At 73.0% G+C, this 23,001-nt stretch carries 23 protein-coding genes; 8 read left to right on the top strand and 15 right to left on the bottom strand.

Annotated elements, in window-relative coordinates; genetic code table 11:
- Positions 1-22 precede the first annotated feature (22 nt).
- From ACFPCV_RS29865 to ACFPCV_RS29855, 3 genes are read left to right on the top strand one after another with little or no spacing between them, the layout of a single operon-like run.
- On the top strand, positions 23-1,984 hold the full coding sequence (locus tag ACFPCV_RS29865) for a putative cobaltochelatase (RefSeq protein ID WP_378059712.1): 1,962 nt from the start codon (positions 23-25) through the stop codon (positions 1,982-1,984).
- Positions 1,984-2,598, top strand: coding sequence for a cob(I)yrinic acid a,c-diamide adenosyltransferase (gene cobO / locus ACFPCV_RS29860; RefSeq protein ID WP_378059711.1), 615 nt, complete (start codon positions 1,984-1,986; stop codon positions 2,596-2,598). Before ACFPCV_RS29865 ends, cobO begins: the two co-directional genes overlap by 1 nt.
- Positions 2,595-3,959, top strand: a complete 1,365-nt coding sequence (locus ACFPCV_RS29855) for a cobyrinate a,c-diamide synthase (protein WP_378060053.1) — start codon at positions 2,595-2,597, stop codon at positions 3,957-3,959. Before cobO ends, ACFPCV_RS29855 begins: the two co-directional genes overlap by 4 nt.
- On the opposite strand, the gene ACFPCV_RS29850 is transcribed toward ACFPCV_RS29855, so the two are convergent.
- Together ACFPCV_RS29850 and ACFPCV_RS29845 are read right to left on the bottom strand one after the other, a co-directional pair.
- On the bottom strand, positions 3,851-4,603 hold the full coding sequence (locus tag ACFPCV_RS29850; protein ID WP_378059710.1) for a CbtA family protein: 753 nt from the start codon (positions 4,601-4,603) through the stop codon (positions 3,851-3,853). The genes ACFPCV_RS29855 and ACFPCV_RS29850 overlap by 109 nt on opposite strands.
- Before the next feature lie 5 nt (positions 4,604-4,608).
- Positions 4,609-4,830 (bottom strand): CbtB domain-containing protein, encoded by a 222-nt coding sequence (locus ACFPCV_RS29845; protein ID WP_378059709.1) that lies wholly within the window; start codon positions 4,828-4,830, stop codon positions 4,609-4,611.
- Positions 4,831-5,042: 212 nt separating this feature from the next.
- Here ACFPCV_RS29845 and ACFPCV_RS29840 point away from each other — a divergent pair, with 212 nt between their 5' ends.
- Both ACFPCV_RS29840 and ACFPCV_RS29835 read left to right on the top strand, forming a co-directional pair.
- A complete protein-coding gene (locus ACFPCV_RS29840) occupies positions 5,043-5,588 on the top strand; it encodes a histidine phosphatase family protein (protein WP_378059708.1) in 546 nt (181 codons plus the stop codon).
- A 195-nt stretch (positions 5,589-5,783) separates the two neighbouring features.
- A complete protein-coding gene (locus ACFPCV_RS29835; RefSeq protein ID WP_378060051.1) occupies positions 5,784-6,809 on the top strand; it encodes an SRPBCC family protein in 1,026 nt (341 codons plus the stop codon).
- Positions 6,810-6,815: 6 nt separating this feature from the next.
- Here the strand turns inward: ACFPCV_RS29835 and ACFPCV_RS29830 are convergent, their stop codons facing one another.
- Positions 6,816-7,556, bottom strand: a complete 741-nt coding sequence (locus ACFPCV_RS29830; protein ID WP_378059707.1) for a 3-oxoacyl-ACP reductase family protein — start codon at positions 7,554-7,556, stop codon at positions 6,816-6,818.
- 104 nt (positions 7,557-7,660) lie between these two features.
- Here ACFPCV_RS29830 and ACFPCV_RS29825 point away from each other — a divergent pair, with 104 nt between their 5' ends.
- Entirely contained in the window at positions 7,661-8,263 is a 603-nt protein-coding gene (locus ACFPCV_RS29825) for a TetR/AcrR family transcriptional regulator (RefSeq protein ID WP_378060050.1), read from the top strand.
- 113 nt (positions 8,264-8,376) lie between these two features.
- Here the strand turns inward: ACFPCV_RS29825 and ACFPCV_RS29820 are convergent, their stop codons facing one another.
- The 4 genes from ACFPCV_RS29820 to ACFPCV_RS29805 all read right to left on the bottom strand — a co-directional run bounded on the left by ACFPCV_RS29820 (position 8,377) and on the right by ACFPCV_RS29805 (position 12,400).
- Positions 8,377-9,462: an ABC transporter permease gene (locus tag ACFPCV_RS29820; RefSeq protein ID WP_378059706.1), complete on the bottom strand. Its 1,086-nt coding sequence runs from the start codon at positions 9,460-9,462 to the stop codon at positions 8,377-8,379.
- Positions 9,462-10,352 (bottom strand): ABC transporter ATP-binding protein, encoded by an 891-nt coding sequence (locus ACFPCV_RS29815; RefSeq protein ID WP_378059705.1) that lies wholly within the window; start codon positions 10,350-10,352, stop codon positions 9,462-9,464. The genes ACFPCV_RS29820 and ACFPCV_RS29815 overlap by 1 nt, the downstream gene beginning before the upstream one ends.
- Before the next feature lie 72 nt (positions 10,353-10,424).
- Positions 10,425-11,099, bottom strand: coding sequence for a response regulator (locus ACFPCV_RS29810; RefSeq protein WP_378059704.1), 675 nt, complete (start codon positions 11,097-11,099; stop codon positions 10,425-10,427).
- The gene (locus ACFPCV_RS29805; protein ID WP_378059703.1) at positions 11,096-12,400 is read right to left on the bottom strand and encodes a sensor histidine kinase; all 1,305 of its coding nucleotides are present in this window, start codon (positions 12,398-12,400) and stop codon (positions 11,096-11,098) included. The genes ACFPCV_RS29810 and ACFPCV_RS29805 overlap by 4 nt, the downstream gene beginning before the upstream one ends.
- A 219-nt stretch (positions 12,401-12,619) precedes the next feature.
- On the opposite strand from ACFPCV_RS29805, the gene ACFPCV_RS29800 reads away from it, so the two are divergent.
- On the top strand, positions 12,620-14,638 hold the full coding sequence (locus tag ACFPCV_RS29800; RefSeq protein ID WP_378059702.1) for a cellulose binding domain-containing protein: 2,019 nt from the start codon (positions 12,620-12,622) through the stop codon (positions 14,636-14,638).
- A gap of 53 nt (positions 14,639-14,691) precedes the next feature.
- Here the strand turns inward: ACFPCV_RS29800 and ACFPCV_RS29795 are convergent, their stop codons facing one another.
- Together ACFPCV_RS29795 and ACFPCV_RS29790 are read right to left on the bottom strand one after the other, a co-directional pair.
- Positions 14,692-15,441, bottom strand: coding sequence for an SGNH/GDSL hydrolase family protein (locus ACFPCV_RS29795; RefSeq protein WP_378059701.1), 750 nt, complete (start codon positions 15,439-15,441; stop codon positions 14,692-14,694).
- Between the two features lie 11 nt (positions 15,442-15,452).
- Positions 15,453-16,646 carry a metal-dependent hydrolase family protein gene (locus ACFPCV_RS29790; RefSeq protein WP_378059700.1) on the bottom strand — a complete coding sequence of 398 codons (1,194 nt, stop codon included), beginning with the start codon at positions 16,644-16,646 and terminating at the stop codon, positions 15,453-15,455.
- Positions 16,647-16,797: 151 nt separating this feature from the next.
- On the opposite strand from ACFPCV_RS29790, the gene ACFPCV_RS29785 reads away from it, so the two are divergent.
- Entirely contained in the window at positions 16,798-17,487 is a 690-nt protein-coding gene (locus ACFPCV_RS29785; protein ID WP_378060049.1) for a lysophospholipid acyltransferase family protein, read from the top strand.
- 21 nt (positions 17,488-17,508) lie between these two features.
- On the opposite strand, the gene ACFPCV_RS29780 is transcribed toward ACFPCV_RS29785, so the two are convergent.
- From ACFPCV_RS29780 to ACFPCV_RS29755, 6 genes are read right to left on the bottom strand one after another with little or no spacing between them, the layout of a single operon-like run.
- Positions 17,509-18,165 (bottom strand): GntR family transcriptional regulator, encoded by a 657-nt coding sequence (locus ACFPCV_RS29780; protein ID WP_378059699.1) that lies wholly within the window; start codon positions 18,163-18,165, stop codon positions 17,509-17,511.
- Positions 18,162-19,163 (bottom strand): proline racemase family protein, encoded by a 1,002-nt coding sequence (locus ACFPCV_RS29775; protein WP_378059698.1) that lies wholly within the window; start codon positions 19,161-19,163, stop codon positions 18,162-18,164. The genes ACFPCV_RS29780 and ACFPCV_RS29775 overlap by 4 nt, the downstream gene beginning before the upstream one ends.
- On the bottom strand, positions 19,163-20,050 hold the full coding sequence (locus tag ACFPCV_RS29770) for a dihydrodipicolinate synthase family protein (RefSeq protein ID WP_378059697.1): 888 nt from the start codon (positions 20,048-20,050) through the stop codon (positions 19,163-19,165). The genes ACFPCV_RS29775 and ACFPCV_RS29770 overlap by 1 nt, the downstream gene beginning before the upstream one ends.
- Positions 20,047-21,366, bottom strand: coding sequence for an FAD-dependent oxidoreductase (locus ACFPCV_RS29765; protein ID WP_378059696.1), 1,320 nt, complete (start codon positions 21,364-21,366; stop codon positions 20,047-20,049). Before ACFPCV_RS29765 ends, ACFPCV_RS29770 begins: the two co-directional genes overlap by 4 nt.
- On the bottom strand, positions 21,347-21,616 hold the full coding sequence (locus tag ACFPCV_RS29760) for a (2Fe-2S)-binding protein (RefSeq protein WP_378059695.1): 270 nt from the start codon (positions 21,614-21,616) through the stop codon (positions 21,347-21,349). The genes ACFPCV_RS29765 and ACFPCV_RS29760 overlap by 20 nt, the downstream gene beginning before the upstream one ends.
- Positions 21,613-22,755 carry an NAD(P)/FAD-dependent oxidoreductase gene (locus ACFPCV_RS29755; RefSeq protein ID WP_378059694.1) on the bottom strand — a complete coding sequence of 381 codons (1,143 nt, stop codon included), beginning with the start codon at positions 22,753-22,755 and terminating at the stop codon, positions 21,613-21,615. The genes ACFPCV_RS29760 and ACFPCV_RS29755 overlap by 4 nt, the downstream gene beginning before the upstream one ends.
- Positions 22,756-23,001: the final 246 nt, after the last annotated feature.

The raw sequence follows: 23,001 nt of genomic DNA, 5'->3' as shown, positions 1-23,001 counted from the left end.
CGGACCCGGGGAAGGATCGCGCATGACCGCGGGCTACCCGTTCTCGGCCGTCGTCGGCCACGAAGACCTTCGTCTCGCCCTCCTGCTCAACGCCGTCCACCCCACCATCGGCGGGGTTCTCGTGCGTGGTGAGAAGGGCACCGCGAAGTCGACCGTCGTACGGGGGCTCGCCGCCTTGCTCCCGGCCGTCACCGTCGTCGACGCCTGCCGGTTCAGCTGTGACCCGGCCGCGCCGGATCCCGCGTGCCCGGACGCACCCCACGACGGTCCCGCCGTCACCCGGCCCGCCCGGCTCGTCGAGCTGCCGGTGGGGGCCACCGAGGACCGGCTCGTCGGTTCACTTGACCTGGAACGCGCGCTGACCGAGGGGGTTCGCGCCTACCAGCCCGGTCTGCTCAGCACCGCGCACCGCGGTGTGCTGTACGTCGACGAGGTCAACCTGCTGCACGACCACCTCGTCGACCTCCTGCTCGACGCCGCCGCGATGGGCCGGGCGCACGTCGAACGGGACGGGGTGTCGGTGTCGCACGCGGCCTCGTTCCTGTTGGTGGGCACCATGAATCCCGAGGAGGGCGAGCTGCGGCCGCAGCTGCTCGACCGGTTCGGGCTCACCGTCGAGGTGGCCGCGGCACGCGACGTCGACGCCCGCGCCGAGGTGATCCGCCGACGGCTCGCGTTCGAGGCCGACCCGGCGGGGTTCGCGGCACGGTGGGCGCCCGAGGACACCGCGCTGGCGGAGCGGATCGCCGCCGCCCGTGCCGTGCTGGCCGCGGTGCGGCTGCCCGATCCGGAGCTGCGCAGGATCGCGGCGCTGTGCGCGTCGTTCGACGTGGACGGCATGCGTGCCGACCTCGTGGTGGCGCGCACCGCCGTCGCGCACGCCGCGTGGCGTGGTGGCGACGAGGTCGACGCGCGGGACGTCGAGGCGGCGGCCCGGCTCGCGCTGCCGCACCGCAGGCGCCGCGACCCGTTCGACGAGCCCGGCATCGACGAGGAGCAGCTCCAGCAGGCGCTGCGCGACGCGGAGCCGGACCCACCCGATCCCGACGGCGGCCCCGGCTCCGGCAACCGCCCCGAGGACTCCGAAGTGGACGGTCCGGTCGCGGACGGTGGCCGGCAGGACAGTGCCGGTGGTGGCGACCAGGCACCCACCCGGCCCGCCGCCGTTCCCGATCCGGCCTACCGGGCCAGGCTCCTGTCCGTCGACGGCATCGGCGAGGGCGCGCCGGGGCGCCGGTCCCGCGCGCGTTCCGGGTTCGGCCGCACGCTGCGTGCGACCCAGGGCCACGGGCACGGCCTGCACCTCGTCGGGACACTCGCCGCGGCGGCACCGCACCAGCTCGCCCGCGGTCGCACCGGTGCCGGCATCCTGTTGCGGCGCACCGACGTGCGCCGCGCCGTGCGGGAAGGCAAGGAGAGCAACCTCGTCCTGTTCGCCGTCGACGCGTCCGGGTCGATGGCGGCGCGCAAGCGGATGTCCGCGGTCACGGGCGCGGTGCTCGCCCTGCTCCTCGACGCCTACCAGCGGCGCGACAAGGTCGGCCTCGTCACCTTCCGCGGCGACGGCGCCGAGCTGGTGCTGCCGCCGACGTCGTCGGTCGACGCGGCGGTCGCCCGGCTGCGGCGCCTGACCACCGGCGGCCGCACTCCACTCGCGGACGGGCTGCTCCGCGCACACCGGACCCTTGTCACCGAACGGTTGCGGGATCCCCGCCGCCGTCCGCTGCTCGTGGTCGTCACCGACGGGCGGGCCACCGTGCCGCTTCGTTCCGGCGCCGACCCGGTGGCCGACGCGCTGCGCGCTGCGGGACTGCTCGCCGCCGACGGGGTCGCGAGCGTCGTCGTCGACTGCGAACACGGCCCGGTGCGGCTCGGCATCCCCGCGCGGCTCGCGACGGCCATCGCCGGGGCGCACGTCCGGCTCGACGAACTGTCCGCCGACCACGTCACCGGCGTCGTGCGCGCGGCACGGAGCGCCGCCTGATGCCCCAGGGAAAACCGGACGCCGTCCCGGACGACGGGCTCACCACCCGCCAGCGCCGCAACCGCCCGCTGCTGATCGTCCACACCGGGCCGATGAAGGGCAAGTCGACCGCCGCGTTCGGGCTGGCGCTGCGGGCATGGAACCAGGGCTGGCCGGTCGGGGTGTTCCAGTTCGTCAAGTCCGCCAAGTGGAAGGTGGGCGAGGAGACCGCGTTGCTCGCGCTCGGCGAGGTGCACGAGCGGACCGGCCAGGGCGGTCCGGTCGAGTGGCACAAGATGGGCGCAGGCTGGTCGTGGTCCCGCAAACCCGGCACGGAGGTCGACCACGCGGAGGCGGCCCGCGAGGGCTGGCGGGAGATCAGCGCCAGGTTGCGCGAGCAACGCCACACCCTCTACGTGCTCGACGAGTTCACCTACCCGATGAAGTGGGGGTGGGTCGACGTGGGCGAGGTGGTCGAGACGCTGACGAACCGGCCCGGACACCAGCACGTGGTGATCACCGGCCGCGACGCGGCACCCGAGCTGGTCGCGGCCGCGGACCTCGTCACCGAGATGACCAAGGTCAAACACCCCATGGACACCGGAGCCAAGGGCCAGAAGGGGATCGAGTGGTGACACCGGCGCTCGTCGTCGCGGCGCCGTCGTCCGGCAGCGGGAAGACCGTCGTGGCAACGGGTCTGATGGCCGCGCTGCGCGGGGCGGGGCACCGGGTGGCGCCGTTCAAGGTCGGCCCGGACTACATCGACCCCGGCTACCACACGATCGCGGCGGGCCGTCCCGGCCGCAACCTCGATCCGGTGCTGGTCGGCGAGTCCCTGGTGGGCCCGTTGTTCGCGCACGGGTCGGCGGGCGCGGACCTCGCGGTCGTCGAGGGCGTCATGGGCCTGTTCGACGGGAAGGTCGGCGCCGACGGGTTCGGGTCGACCGCGCACGTCGCCGGGCTGCTCGGCGCACCGGTCGTCCTGGTGGTCGACACGCGGGGCCACGGTTCGAGCATCGCCGCGCTGCTGCACGGGTTCCGCACCTGGCGGCCCGGTGTGCGGCTGTCCGGGGTGATCCTCAACCAGGTCGGGTCGGCACGGCACGAGGCGGTGCTGCGGGACGCGTGCGAGGAAGTCGGGCTGGCCGTGCTCGGTGTGCTGCACCGGAACGCGGCGGTCGAGGTGCCCTCGCGCCACCTCGGGCTGGTGACCGCCGCGGAGCACGGACCGGCCGCCGTGCGTGCGGTGGCCGCGATGGCCGACCTCGTCACGGCGGGCGTCGACCTGGCCGCGATCGTCCACCTGGCACAGTCGAACGGTGGTTTCGCGCCGTGGGAGCCGGACATCACAGCAGTGCCAGGCAAGCCGGTGGTGGCGGTGGCCGGCGGGCCGGCGTTCACGTTCGGCTACGCCGAACACGCCGAGCTGCTGTGTGCCGCGGGCGCCGAGGTCGCGGTCGTCGACCCGTTGCGGGACACCGTGCTGCCGGACCGCACGGCCGGAATCGTGTTGCCGGGCGGGTTTCCCGAGCAGTACGCGGCCGAACTGTCCGCCAACACGAAACTGCGTTCCGCGGTCGCCGCGGCCGGTGTGCCGGTGCACGCCGAGTGCGCGGGCATGCTGTACCTCACCCGGTCACTCGACGGGCACCCGATGTGCGGGCTGCTGCCCGCGGACGCGACCATGACGGGCGGTCTCACGCTCGGCTACCGCGACGTGGTGGCACCGCACGACTCGGTGCTGCACCCGGCGGGCACCCGGCTCACCGGACACGAGTTCCACCGCACCACCGTCACCCCGGCCCACGGCGACGAGCCTGCGTGGCGGTGGCGCGGTGGCGCGGACGGGTTCGCCGGTCCGCGCCACCACGCGTCCTATGTGCACACTCACCCGGCCGCGAGCCCGGCTTCCGTGGCACGCTTCGTCTCCCGCTGCGCCACCCGGTCGAGCAGCGCGGCGAACACGACCCCGATCGTCGACCACAACACGGCCTGAGTGCCGAGGGAGGCGAGCCGGAACTCCCACAGCGTCTGCGCCGGGAAGTCGTCCGGCACCTCGTGGAACGCGGGCAGCAGCGCGGCGACGACCGCGACCGCGGCCACGTACCCGATCCCGGCCCCGACCCGCCCGAGCCAGGAGAACCGGGCACTCACCCGCACCGCGACCACCGCCAGCACGACCGACAACCCGGCCATCGCGAAGTAGACCGCGGTCCGTTCACCGATCGTCTCCGCCTGCCCGACCGCGGGCGGGTTCGGCGGGTAGACGAGGTAGGGCACGAACGCGAACGCGACGAACCCGACCGCCGTCACGGTCCACGCGGTGGCACGGGGGGTCGGCGTGCCGATCCGCCCGTTGGCGAACGCGAAAGCGAGTGCGAACAACCCGCCGAGCGCGGCGCCGAACGCGCAGGTGGCGATCGCGAGCCCGAAGGTGCTCTGCACGTCGCGGCTCACCTCGGCCACCTCGGCGCCGTGGTCGTGGCCGCCGCTCTCGCCGTGGTCGTGGCCGCCCGTGCCCTGCTCCTCGATGGCGATGGCGACCTCGACCGGCGGTTCTCCTGCCACCGCGGCGAACCCGAACGCGAGCACACCGCCGATCAGGCCGGCGAGCAGACCGGCGACGAGCAGGGCGCGCATGCCGTTCAGTGGCACGGGAAGCCGAGCAGGTGCCGGCCGTCGTGCACGAGTTCGTGCAGGTAGGTGCCGTCGAACACGGACAGGGCGCCCTGTTCGGTGCTCACGAAGTACATGACGATGAGCAGCAGCAACCCCGCGAACACCGCCCACGGCAGGATCTGCCGGACCGGGATCGTCGGTATCGCGGGGATGTCGATGGGAATGGGCGCGTGCGCGGCCTGCGACATGTCGCCTCCTCGGGCTCGTGCGGCCCGGTCAGTGGAGCGTTGCGATGGCGGAGGGTCTGACTCGTGCCCGTGGGCACACACAGCGGCGCGACCGTGCCGGGTTCTCACCGGCTTCCTCGTACCATCAGGTCTCTCGCAACGTATTCAGCAGCGTCAGCCCTGTCAATCCCTCGTCGATTCCTCATCGATCCCTTGCCACAGGCAGGAGGAGAATGACCACTCGCCTCGTCCTCGTCTGCCACGGCGCGACGTCCGCGACCCGCCGTGCGGCGTTTCCCGCCGACGAGCCACTCGAGCACCCGGCTCCCGTCCCCGACCCGCCGAGGGCGGACCTGGTGCTGTGCGCTCCCCACACCCGGTGCCGCCAGACCGCGGCAGCGCTGGGACTCACTCCGCACCAGGACGACGGCCTGCGCGACCGCGACTACGGCGCCTGGCGCGGCCGCACCCTGGACGAGGTGACCGCGTCCGATCCGGCGGCCGTGCACGCGTGGCTGACCGACCCGGCCGCCGCCCCGCACGGCGGGGAGTCCACACAGGACCTGCTGGCGCGCGTCGGTGGCTGGCTCGACGCACTCCCCCGCGACCACCACCGCATCGTCGCGATCACCACCCCGGCGGTGATCAAGGCCGCTGTGGTGCGGGCGATCGCGGGCACACCGGCGTCGTTCTGGCGCATCGACGTGCCGCCACTGTCCAGGACGGAACTGTCGGGCCGCGCGATGTCGTGGACGCTCCGGATCCCCGTGAGCCGGTGAGGGTTGCGGCCGACCGCGTCGGTCGGCGCCGGTTCCGCAACCGGGGCAGCACCGCACGACCCAGGACAAGGTCCCGCACCGTGCACGTCCTCGTGGTCGGGACCAGTCAACGTGGCACGTGCCCGCACCGCGTTTGCCCCGGTCGCTCCCGCGGTACGCCCCGGGAGAGCGGCACGGGGAAGGGAGCTGATCGTGATGGGTACGCGGCTGCGGGGCCGGGCCATGCGCGTCGCCAGAAGGATCGGTCACGGTCGGCGCGCCCTCGGGCACGACCTGGCGAGCCGGGGGCACGGGGTGCTCGCCACCGCCCGCTACCTCGTGGCGGGGCGCCGCGTCGAGGACGACGTCCTCCATGAACGGCTGCGGTCCGAACTGGGCAGACACGTCCGCCATCCGCACGCGGTGCGGGTCGACGTCGACGGTGGCCACGTCACGCTCACCGGCGACGTCCTCGCGGGCGAGGCGGGCCGCACGCGCCGCGCACTGCGGCGGGTGCCCGGCGTCCACGGCGTGACCGCGGCATGGACCACCCACGCCGACACGGCCGGTGTCTCGGCTCTGCAGGGCGCGGGCCGGGTGCCCCGCTCACGGCACTGGTCGCCGAGCACACGTCTCCTGGCGGGGACGGCGGCCGCGGGCACGTTGCTGGCCGCCCGCCGCGCGCCCGCGCCGCTGGCGTGGGCCCTGCGTGGCACGGGCGCGGCCGTCGGCGCCCGCGCGGTGGCCAACCTCCCGCTGCGCCGGGTCACCGGCGTCGGCGCGGGCCGGGAGGCCGTCACGCACCAGGCCGCGGTGTGCGTGACGGCCACGCCCGAGCAGGTGTGGGCGGTGGTCGGCGACTACGGCAACTTCGCGGCGATCATGCCGGACGTGCTCCGGGTCGACCGGTCCGAGGACGGGCGGCTGTCCCACTGGGAGATCCGCGGTCCCGGCGGGCTGCCCGTCGGGTTCGACGCCGAGGAGACCGCGCGCGAGGAGGGCAGATGGCTCTCGTGGCAGACCCGCGACGGCCAGCGCCTCGCCCACGCGGGCACGCTGCGGCTCGACCCGGTCGGTGTGGGCCGTACTCGCGTACAGGTGCGGTTGACCTGCAACCCCGTCACGGGCGTTGTGGGCAACGCGGTCGCGGCGCTCCTCGGCGCCAGCCCGGCCCGCAGGCTCCAGGACGGCCTCGCGCACCTGAAGACCGCGGTGGAGACCGACGCGGTCACCGCACCGTGAGGGCGGTCACGCGTTCGTGCCGCCGTCGACGGTGATGCTCGCGCCGTTCACGAAGCGGCCGCCTGGCCCGGCGAGGAACGCGACGGTGTTCGCGATGTCGGTCGCCTCGCCGTAGTGGCCGAGCGGGATCAGCGCGCGCTGACCGTCGGCGCCGTCGCCGTCGGCCGGGTTCATGTCGGTGTCGGTCGAACCGGGGTGCACGACGTTCGCCGTGATGCCGCGCGGACCCACGTCGCGGGCGAGGCCCTTGGTGAACCCGGTCAGCGCGGACTTGGTCATCGCGTACAGCGCCACCCCGGGAAACGGCACGTGCTCGGCGAGGTTGCTGCCGATGGAGACGATCCGGCCGCCCGCGCTCATGTGCCGCAGCGCGGCCTGGCTGGCCACGTACGTCGCGCGGGCGTGGATCGCGAGCGTGCGGTCGACCTCCGCCAGCGGCGTGTCGTCGATCAGGCCGAACGGGAAGACCCCGGCGTTGTTGACCAGGATGTGCAGCCCGCCGAACTCGGCCGCCGTCCGGTCGACGGACCGCACGACCGCGTCGGCGTCGGTGCTGTCGGCCTCGATGGCGACCGCGCGCCCGCCGTGGTCGGCGATCCGCTCGACCACCTCGTCCGCGTGGTCCTTCGCGGTGACGTAGGTGATCGCCACGTCGGCGCCGAGCTCCGCGAGCCGCACGGCGACGGCCGCCCCGATCCCGCGGCTCCCACCGGTCACCAGCGCGACCCTGCCTGCCAGTTCTGGCATCGTTCCTCATTTCTGTGCCGATTGATACATAAACACCGTGCCCGGCGTACGCTACGGATGTCAATGACTTTTGTGTCACTCGATACAGAAATGGATGGCTCGTGATGGCCGGCCGGGGCAGACCACGAACGTTCGACCGCGCCGCGGCGCTCCGGGACGCCATGACGGTGTTCTGGGAGCACGGCTACGATGGCGCGGCGATGGCCGACCTCACCAGGGCCATGGGCATCAACTCACCCAGCCTCTACGCCGCGTTCGGGTCGAAGGAGGAGCTGTTCCGCGAGGCGGTCGCCCTCTACGAGCAGACCGAGGGAGCGGCGGCGATGGCGGCGCTGACGGCCGGGCCGACCGCGCGGGCCGCGATCGTGGGAGCCCTGCGCGCGAACGCCGTCGCCTACACCGAGCCGGACAACCCGAGGGGCTGCATGATCGTGCTGGCGGCCACGACGTACACCGACCGCAGCCAGGCCGTGCGCGACCATCTCGCCGAACGCCGCAGGGGCATGGAAGGTCTCTTCAGGGCCCGGGTCGAACGCGGCATCGCCGAGGGCGACGTGCCTGCCGGGGCCGACGCGGCCGGGGTCGCCGCCTTCTACAACGCGGTCATGCAGGGCATGTCGGTTCAGGCGCGGGACGGTGCGTCGCGGGCAACGCTGGTCGCGGTGGCCGAGCGTGCCGACGCGGCGTGGGACGTGGTCACGGGCTGACCGCGGCCCGTCCGCTCAGCCAGCGGACCGCGGGGCCGCGACGGCCGCGGAGGCGAGCCCGGCAGACAGGCTCGCCTCCGTCCCGGCACCCCCGGGGCCGGTCTCCCGGCCCGTCAGTCGCCGTGCGCCCATGCCTTCGACAGCCGGACCTTGCCGCCGGTCTGCAGCAGGGAACCCGTGTACAGCCTGCTCGCCAGCAGGACGATCAGCACCACCGACACGGCCAGCAAACCCAGCGACGCCAGCGGTTCCCACACCTGCGCCTCCTGCGCGAACAGCCGGACGGGCATCGCGATCGCCGCCGAGAAGGGCACGTAGGACAGCACGGTCATCACGGTCGCGTTGTCGGAGAAGAACATCACCGCGAAGTACGGGCCCATCACCAGCATCATGACCAGCCCCATCGTGGACCCGAGGTCCTCCTGCCTGCTCACCAGCGAGCCGGTCACCGCCCACATCGCGGCCAGCAGCACGAAACCCAGGCACAGGAACGGCACGAACCACCCCAGCGCGGGCGCCATCACGGCCAGCAACTCGGTCTGCCCGCCGATGCTCAGCGCGATCGGCGCGGCGATCGCGATCACCACGACCTGGCCCAGCGTCAGCAGCGCGTGCCCGGCGATCTTGCCCGCGAGCATCGCGCGCACCGGGATCGTCGCGACCAGGATCTCCACGATGCGGGTCTGCTTCTCGATGACCGTGCTCTGCGCGATCGCGGTCCCGCCGACGCCGAACAGCAGGAACAGCAACGAGAACACCATGATCACGACCTGCCGCTCCCCCTCCCCCACCGTGGCGGGGTCCAGCAGGTCGACCGGCGGCGAGACGGACAGCTGGGCGACGATGTCGTTCGGCGCGTCGTCCAGCGCCACCACGCGCACACCGCCCGGCGCGTCGCCGCTGGTGTCCGGCACGACCGCCGCGTCGACGTCCCCGGACCGGACCAGCTCCTCCGCGGCGGCGACGTCGGCGACCTCACGGACCTCGAGGTCGGTCCCGGCCAGCTCCCGCGACACCTCGGTACCCACCGCGGCCACCTTGTCGGAGCCGCCGCCGAACACCGAGGGCAGGATCGCGAACGCGAAGATGCCGGCCACGATGACGGCGAGGCCGATCCAGAACCCCTTGGTGCCGAGGAAAGCCTTCATCTCGCGCTCGGCGACCAGCCGCGTCGCCGAGGAGAACGAGGTGCCCGCCATCAGATGACCTCCTTGAAGATCTCGTCGAGGGTCGGCACGACCGGGGTGAAGCTGCGCACCTCGTCGCGCCGCAGCGCCGCGGCCAGCACCTGCTGGTCGGCGCGGTCGCCGTCCGTGCCGGTCAGGTCGAACACGGCCCGGGGGCCGTCCAGGTCGACGATCCGCACGCCGGGGTGGTCCCGCAGCCAGCCGGCGTCGGTGCCGACGACCAGCTCGAACCGCGCGGTCCCGTGCTTGGCGCGCAACTCCTCCCGCGCGCCGGCCGCCGCGATCCGGCCGTCGGAGAGGATCACCAGGTCGTCGCAGAGGCGTTCGACGACCGCGAGCTGGTGGCTGGAGAACAACACCGGGACCCCCGCTGCGGCCCGCTCGCGCAGCACCGCGAGCACGGTGTCGACGGCGATCGGGTCCAGCCCCGAGAACGGCTCGTCGAGGATCAGCGCCTCCGGCTCGTGCACCAGCGCGGCGGCCACCTGCACGCGCTGCTGGTTGCCCAGCGAGAGCGCCTCCAGCTTGTCGTCCGCCCGTGTGGACAGCTCCAGCTGCTCGAGCAGGCGGCCGGTGTTGGCCTTCGCCTGCTCCGTGCTCAGCCCGTGCAGCCTGCCGAGCCACTCGATCTGCTCTGCCACCTTCATCTTCGGGTACAGCCCGCGTTCCTCCGGCATGTAGCCGAACCGCTGCCGCACCGACTGGGTCACCGGCTCACCACGCCAGGTCACCGTGCCGCCCTGCGGGGCCAGCACCCCCAGGATGATCCGCATCATCGTCGTCTTGCCGGATCCGTTCGCGCCGAGGAACCCCGTCATCCGGCCGGGGCGGACGTCGAACGACACACCGTCGAGCACGCGGAGGTCGCCGAAGCTCCGGCTGATGGTCGTCACCTTCAACATGCCGCAACGCTAGGCAACGGCGGTGGTCCGCCGCATCCGGCGCGCGACCGACCACCGGGTCCCCCGCGCGGCCTACCTCAGCGGTTCCGCGCTCCCCGGAGCGACGATGCCGTGCTCGTAGGCGAAGACGACGGCGTGCGTGCGGTCCCGCAGGCCGAGCTTGGTGAGCACCCGCGACACGTGCGTCTTCACGGTCGCCTCCCCCAGGTACAGCTGCGCCGCGATCTCGGCGTTGCTCGCGCCGCGGGCGAGCTGGACCAGCACCTCGAACTCGCGGTCGGTGAGCTCGGGCGGCCGGTGCGCGCGGGCAGGCGGGGCCGCGGCCGAGAACCGTGCGATGACGCGGCGCGTGACCGCCGGCGAGAGCAGCGCGTCGCCGCGTGCGACGACCCGGATCGCGTCGACCAGGTCCTCCGGCGACGCGTTCTTCAGCAGGAACCCGCTCGCGCCGGCCCGCAGCGCCTCGAACAGGTAGTCCTCGCGGTCGAACGTGGTGAGGATGACGACCTTGACCTCGGCCGAGGTGGCCGCGCCGAGGATGCGCCTGGTGGCCTCGATGCCGTCGATACCGGGCATCTGGACGTCCATCAGCACCACGTCGGGCCGCAGCCGGGCGGCGAGGTCCACGGCGGCGAGACCGTCGCCCGCCTCACCCGCCACCTCGATGTCGTCCTCCATCCCGAGGATGACGCGGAAGCCGGCGCGGACGAGGTCCTGGTCGTCGGCGAGCAGTACCCGAAGCGTCATGTCGCACCGTCCTCCGTGGCAGGCACCGCGACGGCCGGCAGGCTCGCGCGGACCCGGTAGCCGGCGCCCCTGCGTGGCCCGGCCTCCAGTTCGCCGCCGTGCACCGCGATCCGCTCCCGCATGCCCGCGAGCCCGAACCCGGGACCGTCCGGCCGGTGGGTCGCGCCGCGGCCGTCGTCGGTGACCTCGACCTCGAGCATGCTGTCGAGGTAGCGGACGCGGACGTCCGCGGTGCGCGCGCCCGCGTGCTTGACCACGTTGGTCAGCGCCTCCTGCACGACCCGGTAGGCCGACACCGCCACCGCGTCGGGCACCGGGCGCGGCTCACCGTACACGCCGTGGCGGACCTCCAGTCCCGCCGAGCGGGCCGAGGTGAACAGTTCCGGCAACCGGTCCAGCCCCGGCGAGGCCACCGCCGCCCTCGGCTCGGTGTCCTCGGTGTCCTCGGCGCGCAGCACACCGAGCAGGCCACGCAGTTCACCGATGGCGGTCCGCGCGGTCTGCTCGACCGTCTGCAGCGCGGTGCGGGCGAGCCCGGGATCCTTGTCCAGTGCGCGCCGCGCCGCCCCCGCGTGCACACCCATCACCGAAACGTGGTGCGCGACCACGTCGTGCAGGTCGCGGGCGATCCGCACCCGCTCGGCGACGATGGCGCCACGCGTGTTCTGCTCCTGCGACCTCCGCAGCTGGTCCGCGCGCCGCGCCAGCTCGGCCTGCCTGTGCGCGGACAGCCACGCCAGGTTGCCGAACCAGTACGCGGCGCTGAAGAACATGGCGTTGAACACGAAGCTGTACAGGACCGACGCGAGCCTCGGGTCGAGCGGCCCAGCCGCCGAGGTGAACTCCGCCGAGTCCGGCCATGGCAGCGAAAGGAACATCGCGAGGACGAGCCAGCCGAACATCACGACGATCACGCCGGTCCGCGACCAGCGCGCCACCGTCCGGTTCCGCTGCCAGGCGCCCTCGGTGTAGAGCGCGAGGAACAGCACGATCGACGGGATGAGGTTGTCGCCGATCTGACGTGTCTGCGCGGCGATGAACAGCACCCCGACCACGACGAGCACGACGAGCGGGAACCGGCGCCGCACGGCCAGCGGGACCGGCAGTGCGGCACTCCAGATGAGCTGCTCGGTCAACCCGGGTGCGGCGCCGAAGGCGAAGGCGCCCATGCTGTTGATCAGGACGGTCATGGCCAGCGCGCCGACCAGCACGACGGCCGCGATCCCGACGTCGACGCGCCGCTGCGACCGCGTGGGCCCGGGCCGCCGCCAGTCGCTCCAGTCCGGTTCGTCCCGCGCCATGCGCGCCAAGGTAGCTCACCGCGGTCCGCGCAGGTCAGGCGATGGCGTGGCGCACGGCCGAGTGGCCGGGCTCGTGTCCCGTCCCGACCGACGCTTTCTGGGCATCGGCGCACCTCGGCCCGACTACACGTGATCACGGACAGCTTGCGCCCGTTGACAAAGCGTCGGAACTACCGGAATCTGGGAGCGCTCCCAGCAATCGTCGACGAGGACGAAACCATGAAGCGATCCCGCCCTGCCGTGTTGTCGGTGTTCGTTCTGGCCGCCGTGCCGATGGCGGGCCCGCCCGTCGCCGCGGCGGACGCCGACGTGACCGTGGTGGTGAACACCATGGCGGGCATGGAGAAGGTCGACGACCTCGCGATCGGGGTGAACCACGCGATCTGGGACGCGCAGCTCGGCACCCCGGAGGTCGCGGACCTGATGCGGGACGCCGGTGTGCGTGCCATGCGGTACCCGGGTGGTTCGTACTCCGACATCTACCACTGGCGCGACCACACGGCGCCGGGCGGCTACGTCGCGCCGAACACCGACTTCGACCACTTCATGGCGGGTGTGCGGCGTGCGGGCGGGCAGCCGATCGTGACCGCCAACTACGGCACCGGCACACCCCAGGAGGCGGCGGACTGGGTGCGGTACGCGAACGTCGAGAAGGGCTACGGCGTCAAGTACTGGGAGATCGGCAACGAGCTGTACGGCAACGGCCACTACGGCGCGAGCTGGGAGGCCGACGACCACCCCGACAAGAGCCCGGCCCAGTACGCGACCCTGGTCCGCGACTACGCGCGGGCGATGAAGGCGGTCGACCCGACGATCAAGGTCGGTGCCGTGCTCACCACACCGGGCGAGTGGCCGGACGGCATCACCGCCGATGGCGACGCCGGCCCGTGGAACCAGGTCGTGCTGTCGATCGCGGGCCGGGAGATCGACTACGGCATCGTGCACTGGTACCCGACCGGCGAGTCCGGGCCGGAGGTGCTGTCGAAGACCGACCGGATCGCCGACCAGGTCCGGCTGGTGCGCGAGCAGGCCCGCCGGTTCGCGGGCAGGGACATCGGGATCGCGATGACGGAGCTGAACACCTCCTACGGCCGCAACACCCAGCCCGGTGCGCTGTTCGCGGCCGACGCGTACGCGACGCTGATCGCGAACGGCGTGTTCACCGTCGACTGGTGGAACGTCCACAATGGAGTGGAGCGCGCGTCGACGATCGCGGGGCAGCCCGACTTCCACGACTTCGGCCTGCTCTCCAGCGGCGGCTGCACCGAGGACGGCACGACCTGCCAGCCCGCGCTCAACACCCCGTTCGCCCCCTACCACGCGTTGTCGATGCTGTCCCGGTTCGCGCGGCCGGGCGACCAATTGGTGGGCGCGAGCACGTCCGACCCGCTGGTGGGCGTCCACGCAGCCCGCCACACCGACGGCGGCCTCGCGGTGCTGCTGCTCAACCGGAGCGAGGACACGGCGAAGACGGCCGAGGTGGACTACGCGGGCTACTCCCCCGCCGTGGCGGCGCGGGTGCTGACCTACGGCAACGGCGCCACCGGGATCACCACGACCACCGGAACGGCGGGCTCGGTGACGCTCCCGCCGTACTCGCTGACGACACTGCTGCTGCGCCCGTCGACGCCGTCGGCGGCACCGGCGGCACCGGCCCGCCCGGCCGCCACCGCGGTGACCGACCGCGCCGCGACGCTGACGTGGCCCGCGACCGCGCCGGGCGTCAAGTACGAGGTGCACCGCCGGTTCGGCAGCACGAGCGAGGCGTTGGGCGAGACCAAGGGCACGACGTTCACGGTGGACAACCTGACGCCAGCCACCCGCTACTCGGTCAACGTGCTCGCACGGGACGGGGCGGGCAGGCTGTCGTGGGCCTCTCCCCCGCTGACGTTCCAGACCACCGGGCCGACGACGTCTTCGTGCGCGGTCCACTACGCGGAGACCAGCAACTGGGGCAACGGTTTCGTGGCGAACGTGGACATCACCAACACCGGCACGCACGCACTCGACACGTGGACGCTCACGTTCCCGTGGCCGACCACGTGGCAGCACGCCGACAGCGGCTGGAACGCGAACTGGTCCCAGTCCGGCACCACGGTCACGGTCACCAACACCGACGGGAACCGGGTCCTGGCACCCGGCGAGACGACCACGGCAGGCTTCGTCGGCTCCTACCACGGCCCGAACGTCCGGCCGACGTCGTTCACCCTCAACGGCGTCCTCTGCTCGACCGGATGAGCCGCCCGCCCTGAAAGGCGCGTTCAGGGCGCTGGGCGCCCTGAACGCGCCTTTCAGGGCATCACCCACGCCGGGTGCTTGCCGGTGCGCTCGTCACCGGAGGAGCGGCCGCGGACGCGGCGGTTCAGCCACGGGAGCACGTGCTCGCGGTAGTAGCGGGCCTCCTCGAGGACGCTCCTGCGCCCGGGTGGCGCGGGTGCCACCTCGTGCGCGGTCACGGGGTGGCCGAGCGCGGCGAGCACCCTGGACGCGACCCGGCGGTGCCCGTCGCTGTTGAGGTGCAGGCGGTCCGGGGACCAGTAGCCCGGCCCGCGGATCTCCCGGTCGTTGAACATGTCGACGAACACGAGGTCGTGGCGGGCGGCGAGCCGCGCGACGGCCACGGTCAGCTCGGTGCCCCTGCGGCGGATCATCCGGCCGAACGGCAGCCGGTCCGACGGGTCGGCGCCGCTCAGCAGGACCAGCCGCACGCCGGCGTCGGCGCAGCGGAGGATCACGCGCTCGGTGAGCCGCACCAGCCCGGCGAGGTCGACACCGGCACGCATCATGTCGTTGCCGCCGCCGTTGAAGCTCAGCAGCGTCGGCGCCGGTGACAGCGCGAGCGCCGCGTCGAGCTGTGTGGTCGCGATGGGTTCGAGCAGCCTGCCGCGGACCGCGAGGTTGGCGTACCGCACGGTCTCCCCGGTCGCGCTCGCGAGCCCGGACGCCACGAGGTCGGCCCAGCCCCGCGACGTGCCGTCGGCCAGCTCGTCGCCGACACCCTCGGTGAAGCTGTCGCCGATCGCCACGTAGCGCACGTCCACCCCTTCGTCGTTCAGCCGCCGACCGGCACGCCGGCCTGGACGACCGTCCGCCGCGTCGGCGCATCCCACAGTACCGACGGTTCGGTGAACGGGTCGCCGTCGACGATCAGCAGGTCGGCGGGGCAGCCGGCCTGGACGCGCCCCAGGTCGGGGCGGCCGAGCAGGTCGGCGTTGACCGACGTGGCGGAGCGAAGCGTGTTCAGCACGCCGTCGACCTCGACCTGCAGCCGCAGCCCCTGGAGCTGCTCGTCCTCGAGGTCACCCATGAGGTCGGTGCCGAACCCGATGGGCACCCCGGCGGCGCGGGCCAGTTCGATGGCCTCGGCGCCCGCGGCGAGGACCTCGCGGTTCTTCTCCAGGCCGACCGGCGCGAGCCCGACGTCGGCGCCGCGCCGGGCCATCGCGTCGTAGGTGGCGAGGGTGGGCACGAGGTAGGCGCCGTGCTCGGCCATGAGGGCGGCGGTCGGCGCGTCCATGAGGTTGCCGTGCTCGATCGAACGCACCCCGTTCTCGACGGAGTGGCGGATGGCCTCCGGGGAGTAGGCGTGCGCCGCGACGTAGCTGCCGCGCCTGCGTGCCTCGTCGGCGGCGGCGCGGATCTCCTCGGCCGAGTACTGCGGCACCCGGATGGGATCGGCGAGGGACATCACACCGCCGGAGGTCATCATCTTGATCGCGTGGGCACCGCGCCGGAACCGGTCCCGCACGGCGGTGCGCACCGCGTCGACACCGTCGACCACCTCCGAGGTGTGCCCGTGGCAGCCGCACACGTCGTTGTCGACGCCACGCGGGTCACCGTGGCCACCGGTCTGGCTGAGCGCGGCACCGGTGTAGAGGTAGCGGGGCGCCCGGATGGTGCCTTCCGCGATGGCGCGTGCCAGGCCGGGATCCCCACCGGCGACGTCACGCACCGTGGTGAATCCGCGTTCGAGGGCCGCCCTGAGCCGCCGGGCCCCGGTCAACGCGAGGTAGCTGAGCGGACTCCCCTCGATCGAGAGCATGTCGAGGGAGATCCCGTAGGCGTGGCAGTGCGCGTCGATCAGTCCGGGTAGGACGGTCCCGCCACGCGCGTCGACGACCCGTTCGGCGGCGTCGGCCCGCCCACCGACGGCGACGATCCGCCCGTCCTCGACGAGCACCGGCCCGTCGACCAGGTCCGCCGACTCACCGTCGAACACCATCGCGTTGATGATCGCGAGACTCACCCGCTGCTCCCTTCCGCCGTGACCTTGAGCACCGTACTCACGCGAAACCGGAACCGGCCGGGCGCCTCGCTCGTTCCCCCCAAAACGACTCCTGTCGAAATGGGGCACAGTGGAGCTTGTCTACCCGCCGGTGATCGCGGCCTGCAAAACCATGTTCCGGGTCCTCGACCTGAAGCTGGACGTGCGGGGCGCCGAGCACATCCCGGTCTCCGGCGGGGCGGTGCTCGCCTGCACGCACGTCAGCTACCTGGACTTCATCTTCTGCGGCCTGGCCGGTCTGCCGTCGGGGCGCAAGACCCGCTTCATGGCGAAGGAGCAGATCTTCCGGAACCGGGTGGCTGGCCCGCTGATGCGTGGCATGCGCCACATCTCGGTGGACCGGGCCGCGGGTCAGGCCTCGTACCGGGAAGCGGTGGAGAAGCTGAGCGCCGGCGAGGTGGTCGGCGTGTTCCCGGAGGCCACCATCAGCCGCTCGTTCACCGTGAAGCCGATCAAGTCGGGCGCGATCCGCATGGCGGTGGAAGCAGGGGTGCCGATCGTCCCGATGACGGTGTGGGGCAGCCAACGCCTGTGGACGAAGGGCAGGCCGAAGAACCTCACGCAGCGTCACGTCCCGGTCCTGATCCGTGCCGGCGCCCCCTTCCAGCCGACCAAGGACGACGACCTCGACAAGCTGACGATCACTCTCCGGGAACGAATGCAAACCCTCCTGGACGAAGCGCAGCGCGACTACCCGGAGAAGCCGCGACCAGGCACGGACACGTTCTGGCTTCCGGCCCATCTTGGCGGCACCGCGCCGACCCCGGAGGAAGCACTGGACTCCAGCCCCCGCCCGGAGTGACCGGCACAGCTGACGAGCCGGTCACGAAGCCCAGATTCCCCGCACGTGACGGATGTGCCGATCCATGAGCCGCTCCGCCCCGTCGGCGTCCCCGGCCCCGACGAGGTCGAGCAACACGGCATGCTCCCGCGCGGACGGCACCAGCTCGCCCCGGTCGGCAAGCTTCCGCAACCCGTAGATCCGGGACCGGGCACGCAGCGAACGCACCGTCTCCACCAGGTGAACATTCCCGGCAAGGGCGAGCAGCCGGAGGTGAAACTCCATGTCGGCCGCGACATGCGTGATGAGATCGCCGGCAGCGGCAGCCGACTCGATCGCCACCGCCAGCGGCCGCAGCTTCGCCAGCACCGGTTGCGCCACCCCGGCCGAAGCGATCCGCCGGACAGTGGGCACCTCGATCAACGCCCGCAGCTCACTGAGGTCGTCCAGATCCTTCTCCGAGACCGAAGTGACCCGAAACCCCTTGTTGCGCACCGAGTCGACGAGGCCCTCACCGGCCAGGTCGAGCATGGCCTCCCGCACCGGGGTGGCCGACACCCCGAACTGCGCGGCGAGGCTGGGCGCCGAGTACACCACCCCGGGGCGCAGTTCCCCGGTGATCACCGCCGCACGCAACGTCTCCGTGATCTCCTCCCGCAGGTTCCGGCGGCCACCCAGCGCGGCGAACGAGTCGGTCACAGCCGGAACCCCTGCGGAAACGGGTCGGACGGATCAAGGAAGTACTGCGCGGTCCCGGTCAGCCAGGCACGTCCCGTGATCGTGGGCACCACGGCCGGCACCCCGCCGACGGAAGTCGACGCCACCAGCCTGCCGACGAAGTGCGTGCCGATGAAGGACTCGTTGCGGAAGTCGGTGTCCAGCGGCAGCTCGCCACGGGCATGCAGCTGCGCCATCCGCGCGCTGGTCCCGGTGCCGCACGGCGACCGGTCGAACCAACCAGGGTGGATCGCCATCGCGTGCCGGGAATGGCGCGCCGTCGACCCGGGCGCGGCGAGATAGACGTGGTGGCACCCACTGATGTCGGGGTTCTCCGGGTGCACCGGCCGGTCCCGCGCGTTCACCGCGTCCATGATGGACAGACCGGCCTCGAGCAACCGCTGCTTCTCGGCCAGTGCGAACGGAAGCCCGAGCTGCTCGACCCCGAGAATGGCGTAGAAGTTGCCGCCGAAGGCCATGTCGTACCGGACCGCACCGAACCCCGGCACGTCGACCACCCGGTCCAGCCCGGCGGAGAACGACGGCACGTTCCGGATGGTGACCGACCGAGCCACCCCGTCCGCCACCGCCACGTCCGCGACGACCAGACCGGCGGGGGTGTCCAGCCGGATCGTCGTGACCGGCTCGACCACGTCCACCATGCCGGTCTCCACCAGCACGGTGGCCACCCCGATCGTCCCGTGCCCGCACATCGGCAGGCAACCGGACACCTCGATGAACAGGACGCCCCAGTCGGCGTCGTCGCGCGCGGGCGGCTGCAGGATCGCGCCGCTCATCGCGGAGTGCCCGCGCGGCTCGTACATCAGCAGCTGCCGCAGATGGTCGAGATGCGCCATGAAATGCCGCCGTCGCGCGAACATGGTGTCCCCGGGAACGACCCCGACACCGCCGGTGATCACGCGGGTGGGCATGCCCTCGGTGTGCGAGTCGACGGCGTGGAACACCCGGTTGGCACGCATCAGGACAGTCCCTGCGCGAGCGCCCGCTCGGTGGCCAGCCGGACGGCGGCCTCGTGCTCGGGGGTGAGCGGCACCCTCGGCTGCCGGCACGGCCCACCGTACCGGCCCGCGATGTCCATGCTCAGCTTGATGGCCTGCACGAACTCGACCCGGGAGTCCCACCGCAGCAACGGGTGCAACACCCGGTACAGCGGCAACGCGGTGGCGAGGTCACCGGCCACCGCCGCCCGCCAGAACTCCACCGTGGACCTCGGCAGCGCGTTGGGGAACCCGGCGATCCACCCGACCGCCCCGGCGACCGCGAGTTCGAGCGCCACATCGTCGGCGCCGCACAGCACGTCGAGGCCGGGTTCGAGCTCGGCGATGCGGTAGGGACGCCGCACGTCACCGGTGAACTCCTTGACCCCGACGATCAACCCCTCCCGGTACAGCTCGGCGAGCAGTTCGGGAACGAGATCGACCTTGGTGTCGACGGGGTTGTTGTACGCCACGATCGGCACCCCGGCCTTGGCGACCTCACGGTAGTGCGCGAGCACGGCCCGCTCGTCCGCACGGTAGGCGTTGGGCGGCAACGACATCACCGCGGGACACCCGGCCTCCGCCGCCTGTTCCGCCCACCGCCGCGACTCGGCGGCCCCGTACGCACCGACGCCAGGCAGCACGGTGAACCCCTCCGGCGCGGCGGCCACCGCGGTCCGCACCACGCGCGCACGTTCCTCGACGGTCAGCGTCGGGTACTCGCCCAGCGACCCGTTCGGGGTGACACCGTCGCAGCCGTTGGCGGCGAGCCACGCGACGTGCCCGGCGAACCGGTCGTGGTCGACCTCCCGGTCGTCGGTCATCGGCAGCGCGGTCGCCACCAGAACTCCGTGCCACGGCCTGGTCATCCGTCCTCCAAGGGTTGCGCCACATCCGAAAGGGTCACCGGCGCCGCGATGGGCCGGGCAGCCATGCCGCGCAGGTCGGCCGCGCTCACCGGCCGCCCGCACGCCCGCGCGACCAGGCCCGCGGTCGCGTACCCGCACACCCGCCCCTGGCACAGCCCCATGCCGGGGCGGGCGAGCAGCTTCGCGCCGCGTGCGTCGGTGGCGCCGAGTTCGGTGACCGACCGCAGGATCTCGCTGACCGGCACCTCCTCGCACCGGCAGACGAGGGTGTCACCGGTGAGCCAGTCGTGCCTGCCCGCACCGACGCGGTACGTGTCGTGCATGGCGGCCGCGAACGCGCGCAACGCGGCCCGCTTCCGCAGCAGCCGCCGGTGCGGGACCGTCCCGGCGGCGTGGCCCCCGGCGATCACCCCCTCCACGACGGACAGTTGCGCGCCACCGACCCCGCACACCTCACCGGCGAGATAGACACCGGGCACCGACCCACGCTGCCACTCGTCGACGGTGGCGACGAGGCTCCCGTCGGTGTCGACCCTGGTGTCGCAGCCGAGCTGCAACGCAAGCTCGACCCGCGGGGTGAACCCGTACCCGACCGCGACGGCGTCGCAGGCGATGTCCCGTTCGGCCACCGGCCGCCAGTCCCGGTCGAGCCGGGCAACGGTGACGGCACGCACCCGGTCCGCGCCGTGCGCGGCGACGACGGTCGTCCTCGCGTGGAGTGGCACGCGGTGCTCGCGCAGCACCCGCAGGTACCGCGCGCCTTCGACCAGCTTGCCCGCGTTGCGGACGACGGCGAGCGGGTGGCGGGCGAACCCGGCGGGCGCTCCGGCCTCGAAGACGCCGGCCACCCGGGCCCCGGCCGCGGCGAGCCCGGCGGCGACCGGCAGGAGGAAGGGCCCGGAGCCCGCGACGACCACCCGGTCGCCGACCAGGACGCCGTGTCCCTTGAGCAGGGCCTGCGCGCCACCCGCGGTGAACACACCGGGGAGGGTCCAGCCGGGGAACGGGACCTGGCGGTCGTAGGCGCCGGTCGCGACGATCACGGTCCGGGAGCGGACCTCGCCTTCGGTGGTGTGGGTGGTGAAGCCCTCGGCGGTGGCCTCGACGTGCCAGACGGCGTGGCCGGGCAGGACGTCCTGCCGCAGCCGCGCAGGCACCGGGTCACGTCCGTCCCGGTGCCGCCAGTACTGCCCGCCGATCCGGGCACCGGAGTCCAGGAGGGCGACCCGTGCCCCGGCCCGGCGTGCGGCGGCGGCCGCCGCGAGCCCCGCGGGTCCCGCGCCGATGACGGTGAGGTCAGCAGGCGAGGTGGTCACGGCCGGTTCCTTCCTGCGGTCGCACCTCGTCGCCGGCACGGGCCTCGGTCACGCAGGCCAGCAGACCGGGCCGCCCGTTCACCACGACCAGGCAGTCGAAGCACACGCCGATGCCGCAGAACAGCCCGCGGGGCGCGCCGTCACGGCGGGTGGTCCGCACCGACCGGTACCCGGCGGCCAGCAGCGCGGCACCGATGCTCTGCCCCGGCTCGGCCGGGATGTCCGCACCCGCGAACGAGAAGGTGGTCATGCCGCGAACCGCTCCGGCCGAAACGGTGCCAGGTCCAGGTCGGGCGCCACCCCGGTCAGGATCTGCGCGATGAGGTGCCCGGTCGCGGCGGACAGCCCGATCCCGGCGCCCTCGTGGCCACACGCGTGCACGAGCCCGGGCGCCCGGGGATCCGGCCCGATCACCGGCAGGTGGTCCGGGCAGTACGGCCGGAACCCGAGGTAGGTGCGCAGCAGCGTCACCTCGGCGAGGAACGGGAACAGCCCGATGGCCTGCGCGGCGAGCCCGCGCACCACGGGCAGCGACATCCGGCGGTCGAACCCGACCCGTTCCCGGCTCGCTCCGATGAGGACGGTCCCGCCCCTGGTCCCCTCGACCACGACGGACGTCTCCAGCCCGGCGTCGTCGCTCGCCACGCCGGCCACGTAGTCGGCGGAGTACACCTTGTGCCGGACGACCCTCGGCAGCGGTTCGGTGACCAGGACGAAACCCTTGCGCGGCAGCACAGGCAGCGCCACCCCGGCAAGCCCCGCGACCTCGCCGCCCCACGTCCCGGCGGCGTTGACCACCCACCGGGCGGGCACGTCAGCGCTGCCGGTGCGCACCCCGGTGACGGCGCCACGGCGACCGCGGGTGAACCCGCGCACCTCGGTTCCGGTGTGGACGGTGGCACCGAGCTCCCGCGCGGCACGCAGCAGCGCCGCGGCGGCGAGCATGGGCTGGACCTGCATGTCCTGCGGGTAGTGCGCACCGCCGGTGACGTCACGCGTGAGGTTGGGTTCCAGCGCCGGGAGGTCCTCCGCGGTCACGTCCAGGGCCTCGACGCCGCACGCACGCTGCCGCTCGGTGAGGTCCGCGAGCCCGGCGCGAGCCGCGGCGGTCCTCGCGACGACCACCCCGCCCTTGTGCTCCAGCTCGAACCGGTCCGCGCCGAGCCGCTCCCCCAGTTCCCGCCACAGCCGCACGGACAGCAGCGCGAGGTCCAGCTCCGGGCCGGGTTCCTTGTCGGACACCAGGATGTTGCCCTCGCCGCCGCTGGTCGTGCCCGCGGCGACGCCACCCCGGTCGAGCACGGCGACCCGCAGCCCGGCGGCGGCGCAGTGGTACGCGCAGGCGGCCCCGACCATCCCGGCCCCGACCACCACCACGTCCACCGCCACGCCAGTACTATGTCACATAGCACCGCGTTCCCGGGAGCAACGAACTACTCCCACCACACCGCGCGGTCGGTTAACGTCCGTTCGCGCGCACGGTGTGCCCGCGTCGTCACCCTGCTGGTGGTCTCCGGCCACCGACAACACGGGCCACCGTGCCGTACCCCTCCTGGGCGGGGGACTCGCCCAACGCGCCGAGGCGGTGGCCGACCGCCCAGCAGCAACGCGGACGGGCCGTGCGGCCGAACGAGT

Origin of the sequence: Actinophytocola glycyrrhizae, assembly GCF_042653545.1 — a bacterium.
GTDB classification, from domain to species: Bacteria; Actinomycetota; Actinomycetes; order Mycobacteriales; family Pseudonocardiaceae; genus Actinophytocola; species Actinophytocola glycyrrhizae.
Note: the sequence above shows the minus strand (reverse complement) of the source record. Positions and strands in the feature narration are given on the sequence as shown.